General features: G+C 71.6%; 11 protein-coding genes and 1 pseudogene. 3 read left to right on the top strand and 9 right to left on the bottom strand.

Going from position 1 to position 14,655, the window contains the following annotated elements; genetic code table 11:
* Nucleotides 1–89 precede the first annotated feature (89 nt).
* Both RNB18_RS17575 and RNB18_RS17570 read left to right on the top strand, forming a co-directional pair.
* The gene (locus RNB18_RS17575) at nt 90–1,229 is read left to right on the top strand and encodes an aminoglycoside phosphotransferase family protein (protein WP_311715010.1); all 1,140 of its coding nucleotides are present in this window, start codon (nt 90–92) and stop codon (nt 1,227–1,229) included.
* Nucleotides 1,230–1,495: 266 nt separating this feature from the next.
* Nucleotides 1,496–3,454 carry an N-acetylmuramoyl-L-alanine amidase gene (locus tag RNB18_RS17570; RefSeq protein WP_311715009.1) on the top strand — a complete coding sequence of 653 codons (1,959 nt, stop codon included), beginning with the start codon at nt 1,496–1,498 and terminating at the stop codon, nt 3,452–3,454.
* 74 nt (nt 3,455–3,528) lie between these two features.
* Here RNB18_RS17570 and RNB18_RS17565 read toward each other — a convergent pair whose 3' ends face one another.
* The 9 genes and pseudogenes from RNB18_RS17565 to RNB18_RS17525 form a co-directional block, all read right to left on the bottom strand.
* Nucleotides 3,529–4,026, bottom strand: a complete 498-nt coding sequence (locus RNB18_RS17565) for a hypothetical protein (RefSeq protein ID WP_311715008.1) — start codon at nt 4,024–4,026, stop codon at nt 3,529–3,531.
* Nucleotides 4,027–4,092: 66 nt separating this feature from the next.
* Nucleotides 4,093–6,975, bottom strand: coding sequence for an ATP-binding protein (locus RNB18_RS17560; protein WP_311715007.1), 2,883 nt, complete (start codon nt 6,973–6,975; stop codon nt 4,093–4,095).
* 123 nt (nt 6,976–7,098) lie between these two features.
* On the bottom strand, nt 7,099–7,563 hold the full coding sequence (locus tag RNB18_RS17555) for a hypothetical protein (RefSeq protein WP_311715006.1): 465 nt from the start codon (nt 7,561–7,563) through the stop codon (nt 7,099–7,101).
* A gap of 142 nt (nt 7,564–7,705) precedes the next feature.
* Nucleotides 7,706–8,302: pseudogene (locus RNB18_RS17550) on the bottom strand (CGNR zinc finger domain-containing protein); the annotation flags it as partial.
* A gap of 64 nt (nt 8,303–8,366) precedes the next feature.
* On the bottom strand, nt 8,367–8,609 hold the full coding sequence (locus RNB18_RS17545) for a DUF397 domain-containing protein (protein ID WP_028807758.1): 243 nt from the start codon (nt 8,607–8,609) through the stop codon (nt 8,367–8,369).
* Nucleotides 8,610–8,704: 95 nt separating this feature from the next.
* Nucleotides 8,705–9,871: a thiolase domain-containing protein gene (locus RNB18_RS17540; RefSeq protein ID WP_057611500.1), complete on the bottom strand. Its 1,167-nt coding sequence runs from the start codon at nt 9,869–9,871 to the stop codon at nt 8,705–8,707.
* On the bottom strand, nt 9,868–10,932 hold the full coding sequence (locus RNB18_RS17535) for a thiolase domain-containing protein (RefSeq protein ID WP_311715005.1): 1,065 nt from the start codon (nt 10,930–10,932) through the stop codon (nt 9,868–9,870). Before RNB18_RS17535 ends, RNB18_RS17540 begins: the two co-directional genes overlap by 4 nt.
* On the bottom strand, nt 10,929–11,870 hold the full coding sequence (locus RNB18_RS17530; RefSeq protein WP_311715004.1) for an OB-fold domain-containing protein: 942 nt from the start codon (nt 11,868–11,870) through the stop codon (nt 10,929–10,931). Before RNB18_RS17530 ends, RNB18_RS17535 begins: the two co-directional genes overlap by 4 nt.
* A 149-nt stretch (nt 11,871–12,019) precedes the next feature.
* Entirely contained in the window at nt 12,020–12,820 is an 801-nt protein-coding gene (locus tag RNB18_RS17525) for a crotonase/enoyl-CoA hydratase family protein (RefSeq protein ID WP_311715003.1), read from the bottom strand.
* Nucleotides 12,821–12,996: 176 nt separating this feature from the next.
* Here RNB18_RS17525 and RNB18_RS17520 point away from each other — a divergent pair, with 176 nt between their 5' ends.
* The gene (locus tag RNB18_RS17520; protein WP_311715002.1) at nt 12,997–14,610 is read left to right on the top strand and encodes an acyl-CoA synthetase; all 1,614 of its coding nucleotides are present in this window, start codon (nt 12,997–12,999) and stop codon (nt 14,608–14,610) included.
* Nucleotides 14,611–14,655: the final 45 nt, after the last annotated feature.

Below are 14,655 nucleotides of genomic sequence, written 5' to 3'. Positions count from 1 at the left end.
ACATTCCCCAGGGTGCGCCCGGTGTTCCGGGTCGGGCAGCGCACTGCTTCTCCAGGCACAGCAGGCACACGAAGGGATCTGTCTCGCCCATGTACGCAGCATCGTCCTCTGTGTCCGCCCCGCCCCGGTCGCCGCATCTCCGCCAGGCGGGCAGCGGCCCCTACCTCGACCCCGCGCGGCCGACGGCCCCCGTACCGGGTACGGGCAGGACGCGGCGCGTTCCGGGGCTCGGCACCCAACCGCTCAGCGGGAGAATCGACTTGTCCGGCCCTCAGGGCGCCCAGCTGCGCACGGCGCTCGCGTCGGTGCACCGGATCTGCCCGGAGTTCGCCCCGGTGCAGGTGCTGCGCCGCAGCGGACGCTCCGTGCTCCTGGTCGGTACGACGGGACGCAGCACGGCTGTCGCCAAGTGTTTACTCGACCACTCCCCCGTATGGGCCGAGCGGATCCGGCACGAAATAGCCGCGTACCGTTCGTTCGTCCGGCACCGGCCGCCGGTGCGCGTTCCTCGGCTGATCGCGGCGGACCCGGACAACTGCACCCTGGTCATCGAGCGGATGCCCGGCCGGGTGGCCGCGCTGCACCGGCATCCGGCGGAGGCCCCGCCCCGTGCGGACATCAGGGCGGCGCTCGGCGCGGTCTGCCGGCTCAACGCCTGGCGGCCCCCGGCGGGCACCTTCGACGCCCCGCTCGACTACGCGGCCCGTATCTCCCGCTACCACGAGCTGGGGCTGCTGACCGACCGGGACATGGGCGACCTCCAGAAGCTGCTGCACGGCATCGCCCACTCGGCGGGCCGGCAGGGCATGGGCCAGTTCTGCCACGGCGACGCTTTGCTCTCGAACATCCTTCTCTCACCGGCCGGTCCAGTGCTGGTGGACTGGGAGCACGCGGGCTGGTATCTGCCGGGCTACGACCTGGCGACGCTGTGGTCGGTCCTCGGCGACGCCCCGGTGGCACGCCGTCAGATCAGCCAGATCGCCCAGTCGGCGGGCCCCGCCTCGCGGGACGCCTTCCTGGTGAACCTGATGCTCGTACTGACCCGTGAGATCCGTACGTACGAGACGGCCGTGCAGCGTTCGATGCACGACTCGACCCCGGCGGCACCGGGCATGGCCCATCCGGGTGCTGCGCCGTCCGGCGAGGAACAGCGGCTGCTGCTGAGGCGGCTGCACGACGACTGCCAGCTGGCCCGTCGGGCCGTACGCGCGGCGGTCGGCACTCGCTGACGGGGACGACGGTCCGCGGTGCGCCCCGAAGAACGGAGGCGCACCGCGGACCGTCGTATGTGCGGCTCCTCGCCACGGGACATTGGTGTACGCCACTGACGCCCCGCAGGCCTGGATGCATCCGCCACGAAACTCCCGCCACCCCTCATTGACAGGGGAAAACGCCTGCCCCTGGGCATGATTGACGGATCGTCGGCAAGCCGGTACCACTGACGCACGCCCGGCCCCGCACGGCTCATCGCGCCCGACCGTCCCAGGAGGCTGCATTGCGAGGACCCACGACCGACCCCAACAGAGCCACCCGGAGGGTGGTCGGCACACTGGCCGGCACCGCCCTGCTGCTGCCCCTGCTCGGCGCGGCCCCGTCGCAGGCCGAAGACTCCTCGGCCGGCCTCCAGCAGGCCTTCGCCTCGGCGGCCGCCGAGTACCACGTCCCGCAGAGCGTCCTCCTGGGCGTCTCCTATCTCCAGTCCCGCTGGGACGGCCACGACGGAGCGCCGAGTGTGACCGGTGGCTACGGCCCGATGCACCTCACCGACGCCCGTACCGCACTCGCCTCGGCACCGCACCACAGCGAGGGCACGGAGGACGCCCGCGGCGACAGCGCCCGCCCGGCGCTGCTCCCTCAGACGAAGGTGCCGACGCCCACCGAGCTCCCGGCCCGGCTGGAGACCTTGCCGAAGGCGGCCGAGCTGAGCGGCCTGAGCGCCGGGGACCTGCGCACCGACCCCGCGGCGAACATCGCCGGCGGCGCCGCGTTGCTGGCAGCCGCCCAGAAGGACCTGGGCGAGCCGCTGAGCCAGGACCCGGCGGACTGGTACGGCGCGGTGGCCCGCTTCTCCGGCGCGGATGACAGCGCGACGGCTGCGGCGTACGCGAACGACGTCTTCGACGTGCTGCGCACCGGCGAGGAGCGCACCACGGACGCCGGCCAGCGGATCACCCTGGCCGGCCGGCCGACGCTGGCCCCCGACACCGCGCAGCTCGCCCGGACGGGCCTGCGCACGCTCGGCAGCGGCGACACCGAGTGCCCGAAGACGGTGTCCTGCGAGTGGATCCCGGCACCTTACGAGGAGTTCGGGGACAACGACTACGGCAACCACGACCTGGGGAACCGGCCGGCCTCGCAGAGCATCAAGTACATCGTCATCCACGACACGGAGGGCGCCTGGGAGGGCGTCCTCAACCTGGTGCAGGACCCGACCTATGTGTCGTGGAACTACACCCTGCGCTCGACCGACGGTCACATCGCCCAGCATGTGAAGGCGAAGGACGTGGCCTGGCACGCGGGCAACTGGTACATCAACGCCAAGTCGATCGGTCTGGAGCACGAGGGCTTCCTGGCGAATCCGGACGCCTGGTACACGGAGGCGATGTACCGGTCCTCGGCGCGGCTGGTGAAGTACCTCTCCGCGAAGTACGGCATCCCGCTGGACCGGCAGCACATCCTCGGCCACGACAACGTGCCCGGCCCGACGACCTCGACCGTCTCGGGCATGCACACGGACCCCGGCCCGTACTGGGACTGGCGGCACTACTTCGAGCTGCTGGGCCACCCGTTCAAGGCGACCTCCACCAAGCGGGGCGGCCTGGTGACGATCCGGCCCGACTACGCGACCAACCAGCCGCAGTACACGGGCTGCGTCGCCAAGGGCGAGCCCTGCGCGTCCCACGGTTCGAGCGAGGTACGGCTCTACTCGGCCCCCGACGAGAACTCCGCTCTCATCACGGACATCGGTATGGGCGGCAGGGCTCCGACGACCGACGTGAACGACCTCTCGTCGCGGGTCTCCACCGGCCAGCAGTACGCGGTCGCGGACCGGGACGGCGACTGGACGGCGATCTGGTACCTGGGCCAGAAGGCCTGGTTCAAGAACCCCAGGAGCAACCCGACCGCGGTGAGCGCCTCCGGTCTCGTCGTGACCCCCAAGGAGGGCCTCGACAGCGTCCCGGTGTACGGCCGCGCCTACCCCGAGGCCTCCGCCTATCCGACGGGCATCCCCGCCCAGGCGGTGTCGCCGCTGCCGTACAAGGTGCTCAAGGGCCAGACGTATGTGATCGGTGACAAGGTGCCCGGCGAGTACTACTACGCGGTCACCTTCACGACGGACTCGCACAAGGTCGTGGTCGGGCAGGACCTGTACTACGAGATCCAGTACGGCCACCGGGTGGCGTTCGTGCGAGCGGCGGACGTCGATGTGAAGCCCTCGGGCCGGCGCCGGTAGGACACGTGGCCGTTGGCGGCTCCGGAAGGCCATGGACGGGGAACCTGGCCTTCCGGGGCGGCGCGGCCAAACGGTCAACCCTGCTGGAAGAGCTCCGCCGGCAAGGGCTTGAGGAGGGCGTACAGGTCGTCCGTGATCGGTCGGTCCCAGGCTGCGATGGTCACCAGGACGTTGTCGCTGCGGTCGAACTGGACGCAGGAGATGCGGCTCTCGGAGAGCTTGAGGCGGCGCACGATCAGGAGGTTGTCGCCCTGCATCACCGGCATTTCCTCGGTGTCGGTGACGGTCACCTCCTCGTCGTTCTCCAGCGCGATCAGCAGCTGCGCCACCTCGAAGGGGACCTCGCCGTCGGGGACCTCGCGGGCCGGGGAGCCCTCGGGGAGGTTGCCGATGATCATCGCGGGGCCGCGGCCGCCGAAGAGGTCGTAGCGCAGGAAGACGCCCTGGCAGGTGCCGTCGGGGGCGGGCAGGAGCCCCGCGCCGAGGTTGCCGGGCCAGTCGCCCGGGTCCATGGCCAGGACATCGAAGTCTGGACCGGCGGGGGTGGCACTACGGCGGCGGAGAAACGACATGCGCCAATGGTAATGGGCAGTCACGTGGTCGTGCGGGTGCAGGTGTGTGGGGGACCTCCCGCGCCCTCAGGCGGGACCACTCACCGTTCGCAGTCCGGTACTGTCCGTTCCCAGCTTGCGACAGACGGCCGACAGCAACCGTGTCGCCGTCTGCTCATCGGCGTTCAACTCCTTCGCGATCTCCTCCTCGGTGTGCCCCAGCGCAGCCAGGTTCGCCACCGTACGTTCGCGTGCCGTGAGCGTGTCCGTCTCCGTGCTGTGCAGGCGGCGGGGGCGGAGGCCCGCGGCGGTCAGCTCGTCGCGGGCCGTCTCGATCAGACCGTCGGCGCCGCACTGGACGGCTGTTTCGAGGCCTCGGTAGAGGTGTTCCGCCGCCTCCCGGGCGCGACCTGTGCGACGGAGTTCCGTGCCCAGCGCCACCAGCGCGCAGGCGAGCTCGTACGCGGCCGGGGAACGTTCCAGGTGGGCGACCGACTCCTCCAGGAGCTTGACTCGGGCCGAGCCCGGTGAGACCTCGGCAGCCAGCCGGAGTGCCTGGCCCACCGCCGACGGGGTCCCGAACTGCCGGGCTCGCGCCACCGCTTCGAGGGCCGTCGCGACCGCCTGCTCCGGAGTGTCGTGGCTCTCGGCGCGGGCCAGGTGGAGCTGCCAGGGGCACCACGCGGGGTTGCGCATGCCGCGCGGTTCCAGGCGGCGGCCGGCGGCGGCCAGCTCGGCTGTCGCGTCCTTGGTGAGGCCGCGCGCCAGCAGCAGCTCGCCGTACACGGTCTGGGCGTCGGGGAAGACCACCACGGCCGGGAAGGGGGCGCAGAAGGAGTGGTCCTCGGCGGTCTGCGCGGCCTCGTGGACCCGGCCGCGGGCGAGCAGGACCTCGATGAGGATGCCCACGGCGTACCACTGGGCCGGGGTGCCCGGCCCGACGCGCTCGGCGAGACGCAGTCCCGCGCGGACGAAGTCCTCGGCCTCGGCCAGGCGGCCGCGGCGGAAACGGACGTAGGCGAGCAGGGTGTAGGCGAAGGAGAGGTGGGCGCCGCGCCAGCCCTGCCGTTCGAAGTCGGCGATCCCGGCGGCGAAGAGCTCCTCCGTGCGGCCCGGGCGGTCGGCGTAGGTGAAGGCGAGGGCGACCAGGACGGGCACCTCGAAGCCGCGGTCGGGATCGGCCCAGCCGAGGCCGCCGGCGAGCGCGCGCTCGGCGTGATGGAGGGCGATGTGGGCGGGTTCGCCGCGCAGGACGGCGTCCCAGGTGCGCAGGCCGATGATGTACCGCTCGGTGAGGTCGCGGCCGGTGAGACGGTCTGCGAGCCTCGCCATGCGGCGGGAGCGGGAGGGGTGGTCGGGTTCGTCCGCGCGGAAGGCGTCCCACATGAACTGCTCGGCGACCATGCGCAGCCTGACGCGGGCGTCGCCGGTGACCTTGATCTCGCGGGCGAGGGTGTCGGAGGCCTCGGCGAGTCGGTCGCTGTGGGCGAGGACCTGGGAGAGCCGGTAGACGATGCGGTGGCGCAGAGCGGAGTCGGCGATGGGCTCTTCGAGGGCGGCGCGCAGGTGGTTGACCGTGGTGGCCGGTTCGGTGAGCAGGGAGGCGCTGCCCAGTTCGTACAGGACGGCGGCCCGGTCCTCGAAGGGCGGAGGTTCGCGCAGGGCGCGGGCGAGACAGCTGCGGGCGGTGTCGGGGGCGCCGGAGCGCAGGGTCTCGGCCGCGGCGGCGCGCAGTTGCTGGACGACCCAGGGGTCGCCGTCGGGATGCGTCTCCAGGAGGTGGCGGGCGGCAGCGGCCGGGCCGCGTCCGTCGTCGACCACGCACCAGGCGGCCTGGCCGTGCAGGGCGACGCGGAATCCGGCCGGGATGGCCCGGTAGACGGCGGTGGCGATGAGCGGGTGGACGAACTCCAGGGATTCGCCCCCGGTGAGGATGCGGGCGCCGCGCAGGGCGTCGGCCGCATCGGCGGCCTCCTCGTGGCCGAGTCCGGCGACGGCGGCGGCGAGCTGGGGATGGATCTCGGTGCCGAGGACCGCGCAGGCCCAGGCGAAGCGGACGGTCGAGGCGCCGAGGCGTTCGAGGCGGGCGACCAGGCCACTGCCCTTGACGGCGGCCGCGAGATCACGCAGGAGGTGCGCCGCGTCCTCGGTCGGGGTGACGCCGCGGTCGTGCACCTTGGCGGCCAGTTCGACCGTCTCGAAGGGGTTGCCCGCGGTGACGGCCCAGCATTCCCGGCAGAACGCGTCGTCGGCGTGCGCGCCGAGCGTCTCCCGTACGAGACGGGCGACGGCGACGGCACTCAGCGGTTCCAGGTCGAGCGGGCGTCCGCCGGCCCGGCCGGGCAGTGCCCTGAACGACTCGGCGTGGTCGGGGAGTTCGTCGGGTCGGTAGGCGACGACGACCAGCAGCGGGAGCTCCTCGGTGCGGGGTGCGAACGCGGCCAGCCAACGCAGCGATTCGGGGTCGGCCCAGTGGGCGTCGTCGAGCACCAGGACCATCGGGGCGCGCAGGACGGCGAGATGGGTGAGCACCCAGTCGAGTCCGTCCCGCAGGCCCTGCGGGTCGGGCGGCGCCCCGTCGGTCGGGGCGCACAGGCCGAGTGCGGGGCCGACGATGTCGAACCAACTGCCCAGCTGGGCACGGAGATCGGCTTCGCCCGCGCCGGCGAACTGCGGCTGCAGCAGCTGCCGGGCGACATGGAAGGCGACCCGCTGCTCCTGGTCGCCGCCGCGGGCGGCCAGCACGGTGCAGCCCCGGGCGGCGGCACGGCGGCGGACCTCGGTGAGCAGGGTCGTCTTGCCGATGCCCGCCCGGCCGGCGACGGCGAGCACGGCTCCACGGGAGCGCCCGCGCGGTTCGGCACCGTCCGTACGCAGCCCGGTGAGCTCTCCCAACGCCTCGTCGACGGCGGCGAGTTCACTCTCCCGCTCCAGGAGAGTCCTTCTGCTCCGCACACTGCGCTGCACCATGGCGCACCCCCCGTCACGGAGGCCCACCCGCGCGGGGAGCGAGCGCACACCGTGACCTACAGGCACCTCAGCGTACGCCTGCGGGGTGCCGGGCGGGCCCGTGTCGACCCACCTCGGGCATGGCTAGAAGACGTGTTCGTACAGCACGGCGAGGAAGTAGATCAGCCCTCCGGCGCCGACGGCTGCGGCCGGCGCGGCGATGTAGCGCGACCCGGCTGTCGCGGCGGCGCCCCAGCCGCACAGGGTGAGCGCCGAGACGATTCCGAAGGCGAGGACGAAGAGCCCCATCACCGTCAGGGTCGCCCAGCCGGCGATCGCCCTGAAGCCGAGCGTTTCGAGCCCGGCCAGTGGCTGGTCGCGTACCGCGATCGTGGAACCGATGCGGGCGTCGGCCTCGATGACCGCGTCGGTGTCGATCAACCGACCGCCGGCCGACAGCAGTTGGCCATGGCATTCGGTGGTCGGCTTGTTGTTGTACGTCCGCACCACCTCGCACGAGTCGACGTGCAGTCTCTCCGCGGTTCCGGAGAGTCCGACGGCACCCGCGAGCATCAGCCCGCAGTAGCCGGTCAGCACCACGCCGAACACGAGGCCGACCAGAGCGGCCAGGGCAGAACGGAACCGCTCACCCCGCTGCTCTCCCCGCTTCTTCCGCTGCGTCTGCCGGAACGTCCGCAGGCGTTCGGCCTTCTTGAACCGCCGTCTGGCCGCCTTCGACGTCACGGCCCCTCCCCTGCTCCCTGTGACGCTCATGGTGCCGGGCCACCCGCGCCCGGTTGCCGCAGGAGGGCTTGCACCACTCCTGCCGCGGATGATCCTTCAGGAAGTAGCGCACGCAGCGCGGGGCATGGCAAGCGCGCAGCCGCCGCCGGTCGGCTCCGGCGAGAAAGGCGATCGCGGCCTGCGCGAGTACGGCCGTGAGGTCGGTCCCCGGTGGCACCGGCTGCCGGTGTACGACGGGTTCGGCGTCGTCGGTCCAGTGCAGCACGGGGACGGTCGGGGTGCGGGCGGCGACCGCGTTGAGGCGGGCCACGGCTTCCGGCACGGGCAGCAGGCGTGCCGCGTCGGCGGGGCTGGGCTCGCCGGGACGCACGGAGCGGGCGAAGAGGGCTCGGAGGGCGGCCCGCAGATCACGGACCGCCGCGAGGGTCCCCTCGTCGGCGACGAAGTCCGAGGCGTCCGGCAATGTCTCGGCGTGCTCCCGGACCCAGGCGGTGAGGCCCGCGAGGTCGGCCAGGTCGTCGGCGACGCCGCCGTGTCCGTCGTGCCGGATGGTGAGGGCCAGGTCCAGGGTGAGACGGGCGTCCCTGTTGATCGTGTCCTGCATGCGGCTAATGATAGGTTCCGCCGCATCCATTAACACGTTTGCCGGGGCCCCTTTGCGCTCACCCTCAGGTGAGGTCGAACTCTCCTTCCCGCGCCCCTGACACGAACGCGCCCCATTCCGCGGGGGTGAAGATCAGGGAAGGGCTCTCCGGGCGGCCGCTGTTGCGCATCGCGATGAACCCCTCGACGAAGGCGATCTGAACATCCCCCCGACCGCGGCTGCTCGAGTGCCAATCGGCGTTGCTCAGGTCCAGCTCCGGCTTCTCCCAGCCCATGAGCGGCTGCTGCTGGATGGTGGTCTCGGCCACGTCCGTGCTCCTCCCGATTGCGTCGTCCGCGGCCAGCCTAGCGATCGTGCCCGACCGCCGACAGGCCACGTGAGGGGGACCTTTCAGGAGTCAATTCACGCATCAGGGGGCTCAGACCCCACGAGCCACATGGAGAAGAACTGGGATCCGCCGCCATAGGCGTGCCCGAGCACCCTCCGGGCGCCCTCCACCTGGTGTTCCCCGGCCTGTCCGCGCGCCTGGAGCGCGGCCTCCGCGAAGCGGATCATGCCGGAGGCGCCGATCGGATTGGTGGACAGCACGCCGCCCGACATGTTGACGGGCAGATCCCCGTCCAGCTCGGTGACGCCGGCCTCGGTGAGCTTCCAGCCCTCGCCCTCGTCGGCGAAGCCGAGGTTCTCCAGCCACATGGGCTCGTACCAGGAGAACGGCACGTACATCTCGACGGCGTCGATGTCCCGGCGCGGGTCGGCGATCCCGGCCTGCCGGTACACGTCGGCCGCGCAGTCCTTGCCCGCCTGGGGCGACACGGCGTCCTTGCCCGCGAAGAGCGTCGGCTCGCTGCGCATGGCGCCGCCCAGCATCCAGGCCGGCGGCCGGGGCGCCCGCGCGGCGCCCGCCCGGTCGGTGAGCACCATCGCGCAGGCGCCGTCCGAGGACGGGCAGGTCTCGGAGTAGCGGATCGGGTCCCAGAGCATGGGCGAGGCCTGAACCTTCTCCAGGGTGATGTCGTGCTCGTGCAGATGCGCGTAAGGGTTCTTGAGCGCGTTGCGACGGTCCTTGTACGCCACCAGCGACCCGACCGTGTCGGGCGCGCCGGTGCGCCGCATGTACGCGCGCACATGCGGCGCGAAGAAGCCGCCGGCTCCGGCGAGCAGGGGTTGCTGGAAGGGGATCGGCAGGGACAGGCCCCACATGGCGTTGGACTCGGACTGCTTCTCGAAGGCGAGGGTGAGGACGGTGGAGTGCACCCTGGCCGCCACCAGGTTCGCGGCGACCAGCGCCGTGGAGCCGCCGACGCTGCCCGCCGTGTGCACCCGCAGCATCGGCTTGCCCACCGCGCCGAGCGCGTCGGCCAGATACAGCTCCGGCATCATGACGCCCTCGAAGAAGTCGGGCGCCTTGCCGATCACCACGGCGTCGATGTCGGCCCAGGTCAACTCGGCGTCGTCGAGCGCCCTTCGGGCGGCCTCCCGGACGAGCCCGGCGATCGACACGTCCCGGCGGGCCGCGACATGCTTGGTCTGGCCGATCCCTACGACGGCCACGGGCTCCTTGCTCATCGCGGATCCCCTTCGAGTACGGCGACCAGGTTCTGTTGCAGACAGGGCCCGGAGGTGGCGTGGCCGAGGGCCCGGTCGGACTCGCCCCGGTGGATCCGGGCGGCGGCCTCACCGATGCGGGCGAGGCCGGCGGCCATCATCGGGTTGGCGGCGAGGGCGCCGCCGGACGGGTTGACCCGGGTGGAGTCGTCGAGCCGCAGCGCCTTGCGCAGGACGACTTCCTGCGAGGTGAACGGCGCGTGCAACTCGGCGGTGTCCACGGGCCGTTCGAAGGCCCCGGCCCGCTCGGCCGCCAGGCGGGTGGAGGGAGAGTCGGTGAGGTCGCGGACGCCGAGCGAGTGCGCCTCGATGCGGTGGTCGATCCCGCGGATCCAGGCGGGGCGCTCGCACAGCTCCCTGGCCCGCTCCCCCACCGCGAGGACCACGGCGGCGGCCCCGTCGCCGATGGGCGGGCAGTCGCCGGTGCGGAGTGGCCGTACGAGGTAATCCCCCTGCGGTACAGGCCCTTTGAGCTGTGCGCGCGGGTTGTCGGTCGCGCGGCTCCGGGCGCCGATGGCCGCCAGCTCGGGTTCGTCCGTGTCGCCCGCGTCGATCAGCGCCTGGGCCTGGAGGGCGGCGAGGGCGACGGAGTCGGGCCACAGGGGGGCGACGTAGTACGGGTCCAGCTGCCGGGTGAGCACGTCGCGCAGGGAGCCGGGTGAGGACTTGCCGTACGCGTACACCAGCGCGGTGTCGGCGTCCCCGGACAGCAGCTTGGTCCACGCCTCGTACAGGGCCCAGGCCCCGTCCATCTCGACGTGCGACTCGGAGATGGGCGGCCAGGCGCCCACGCCGTCCAGCGCCAGGGTGAAGGAGAAGGCACGCCCCGCGAGGTAGTCGCAGGAACCGGAGCAGGTGAAGCCGATGTCGGCGGTCTTCAGACCGGTCTGCGCGATGACGTCGTGCAGGACCGGCATGAGCATCTCCACCTCGGAGACTTCCGCGGTGGAGCGCAGGGTGTCGGACTGGGCGAAGGCCACGACGGCGATGTCGCGGGGCTCCGGGGCTGCGTGACTGGTCAAAGGAGCTCCTTGTACGTCTCGTAGTCCGCGTCGGGTTCGCCGGTCGGCCGATAGTGGTCCGGGTAGCGGCCGCCCTCACTCCACACCGGCTCGACCCTGAGCCCCATGCGCACCTGGTCGTACGGGATGCCGCCGATCCGGCCGTGCAGCGCGAGGTCGGCGCCGTCGAGGGCGATGTGGGCGTAGACGTACGGCACTTCGATGTCGAGGTTCTTCGCCTTGATGTTGACGATGCAGAAGGTGGTCACGGTGCCGGCAGGACCCACTTCCACCTGTTCCGATGTGGCCACGCCACATGTGGGGCAGGCACCCCTCGGCGGGACGTACACCTTGCGGCAGGCCGGGCAGCGCTCGCCGACGGCACGGTGTTCGGCGAGGGCGTTGATGTAGGCGGTCTGGGCGCGGCCCGGTGAGTAGGTGTAGTCGAGGCGGGCCTGGGCGACGATGCCGTGGACGGGGTCCTCGAACTCGCCCGCGTGGACGGTGACGGTGGAATCGTCTCCGTCGTACGGCTCGAAGCAGGCGATGTCGGTGATGGCGCCGCAGCGTTCCCCGGCCCAGCGGATCCGGACGCGCATGCCGGTGCGGACGGCGTCGGGCCCGGGGGCGTCGAGGGCGTGCAGCAGTGCGGTGTCGGCGCCGTCGAGCTTCACCAGCACCCAGGCGAAGGGCGTGTCCAGCGGCTGACCGCGACGGGGTTCGTGGTTCCAGGCCCAGGTGGTGACGGTGCCGGTGGTGCCCACGTGGACGAGGTCGCGGATCTCCTCGGCGGTGACGGGGTCGTACTCGACGGGCGGGACCAGGGTGCGGCCGTCGCGGGTCTTCACGCCGAGGACGAGGCGCTCGCGCAGGCCGGTCAGGAAGGCGCTCTGGACGGGGCCGAGGGAGCGGGTGAAGGGGAATTCGACGACCAGGGGGGCTTTGAGTACTTCGGGCATCGAGGGCGTGCCTCCTTCGAGGACGGACGCGCGTGGGTGGGCGGACGGTGGCTCGGCAGGCTCGGCGGTGCGACGCCCAAGGGGCGCGGGGAACTGCGCGACCGGCCACCGACGGCCCGCAGTGTCCGACGCACCTGCGACGACATCGCCTACGCGCGCCGGTAGACGGGCTGCCGCTTCTCCGCGAAGGCGCGGGCACCCTCCTTCGCGTCGGCGGTGTCGAAGATCGGCCAGCCGCGCTTGAGTTCGGCGGCCAGGCCCTCGGTCTCGGTCATCTCGGCGCTCTCGTAGACCGAGGCCTTCACCGCCTCCACCGCCAACGGGCCGCAGGCGTTGATCAGTTCGGCGATCTCCAGGGCCTTGGTGAGTGCCGTGCCGTCCGGGACGACGTGACCGATCAGGCCGATGTCGGCGGCCTCGCGTGCGGTGTACGGGCGGCCGGTGAGGAGCATCTCCAGCGCGTGGGTGCGCGGGATCTGGCGCTGCAGCCGGACCGTGGAGCCGCCGATCGGGAACAGGCCGCGCCTGACCTCGAAGAGGCCGAAGGTCGCGGACTCGCCTGCGACCCGGATGTCGGTTCCCTGAAGCATCTCCGTGCCGCCCGCGACGCAGTAGCCCTCGACCGCCGCGATCACCGGCTTGCGGGGGCGGTGGTGGCGCAGCATGGCCTTCCAGTGCAGGTCCGGGTCGGCGGTCAGCCGGTCCCGGTACTGCTCGCCGCCGGTGCCCTTGCCCGCGAGGGCCTTGAGGTCCATGCCGGCGCAGAACGAGTCGCCCGCGCCGGTGAAGACGACCGAGCGGATCGAGTCGTCCGCGTCCGCTTCGAGCCAGCCGTCGTAGAGACCGACCAGCATCGGCAACGAGAGCGCGTTCTTCGCCTCCGGCCTGTTGAGCGTGAGCACCAGTGTGGCGCCCTCGCGCTGGATGTTGAGGTGTTCCGTCCCACCCATCGCCCGTCTCCCCTCTGCCAGAACGAGAACAGGTTGCAGGAGGCGCCGACGCACTTCAAGAGTTTTCTGACAGTCAGTCAGATTTATTCGCGCGAACCCTTCACAGTCACGCCGCCCTTTGCTCTGATGACCGGCGAACCGTCGGAGAAGCAGGCCGTGTTGGGTCAGGAGGAGCGGTGGAGTACAACCTTGCCGACCTGTTCGAGTCCGTCGTCGACGTGGTGCCTGACCGTGAGGCGCTCGCGTACATCGACATTCCCGGTACGGGTGCGGAGCGCAGGCTGACGTACGCGGAACTGGACGCCGCGGCCAATCGCATCGGCCACCATCTGCTCGACAGCGGAGTACGGCCCGGGGAGCACGTCGGGCTGCACCTGTACAACGGCGTGGAGTACCTGCAGACGCTGCTGGGCTGCATGAAGGCGCGGATCGTCCCGGTCAACGTCAACTACCGCTATGTGGAGGAAGAGCTCGTCTATCTCTACCGGGACGCCGATCTGGTGGGGCTGGTCTTCGACGCGGAGTTCACGGACCGGGTGGCGGCAGCGCTGCCGCAGGCGGAACGGCTGCGGCACCTGGTGCGGGTCGGGGACGGGGAACCGGGTCGGCTGTCGGCGGTGGACTTCACGGAAGCCGAGGCGGGCGGGTCGCCGGTGCGTGGATTCCCGGCGCGCTCGGCCGACGACCAGTTCATCATCTACACCGGCGGCACCACCGGGATGCCCAAGGGTGTCATGTGGCGTCAGGAGGACCTGTTCTTCTCGGGACTGGGCGGGGGCGCACCCACCGGTGAGCCGGTCAAGCGGCCCGAGGAGCTTGCCGAGCGGGTCGCGGCAGGCGGGACGGGGATCACCTTCTTCCCCACGCCCCCGCTGATGCACGGCACCTCCACGCTGACCGCCCTCATCGGCTTCAACTTCGGTCAACGGGTCGTGCTGCACCGCAAGTTCGTGCCCGAGGAGGTGCTGCGGACCGTGGAGCGGGAGAAGGTCAGCGCCATGTCGCTGGTGGGTGACGCGATGCTACGGCCGCTCATCGACGCACTGGAGGGCCCGATGAAGGGCACCGACATGTCGTCGGTGTTCAGTGTGTCCTCGTCGGGCGCGATCATGTCGGACACGGTGAGCCGGCAGTTCCGGGCCCTCGTCCCGAACGCCATGCTGCTCAACAACTTCGGCTCCTCCGAGTCCGGCTTCAACGGGACGGCGACGGAGGACTCCGGCCCCGAGCGCGGCTTCCGCGTCCGGGTGAACGCCCGTACCCAGGTGGTCGATCCGGCCACGCACGAGCCGGTGGCCGTGGGCGAGGTGGGCCGGGTCGCCCAGTGCGGCCATGTGCCGCTCGGCTACTACAACGACCCGCGGAAAACCGCCGACACCTTCTTCGAGAAGGACGGCGAGCGGTGGGTACTGCTCGGGGACATGGCCACCGTCGACGAGGAAGGGGTCGTCACCGTCCTCGGGAGGGGCTCGCAGTGCATCAACACGGGCGGCGAGAAGGTGTACCCGGAGGAGGTCGAGCAGGCGCTCAAGGCGCATCCCGATGTGTACGACGCGCTCGTGGCCGGGGTGCCGGACGTGAAGTGGGGGCACCATGTGGCGGCCGTCGTGCAGTTGCGTGAGGGTGCGGTGCGGATGTCCCTGGACGACCTCCAGAGCCACTGCCGGGAGCGGCTCGCGGGGTACAAGGTGCCGCGCCAGCTGGTGATCGCTCAGTCCATACGCCGGTCCCCGAGCGGCAAGGCGGACTACCGGTGGGCGCAGAAGGTGGCGGTGGCGGCGGACGGGTGACGGTCGAATCCCGACCCCGTGCGATTGAACCGAACGTGACGTGCG

Source organism: Streptomyces doebereineriae (assembly GCF_031845645.1).
In the GTDB taxonomy this organism is placed as follows: domain Bacteria; phylum Actinomycetota; class Actinomycetes; order Streptomycetales; family Streptomycetaceae; genus Streptomyces; species Streptomyces canus.
This window is presented reverse-complemented; position numbering and strand designations above follow the sequence as displayed.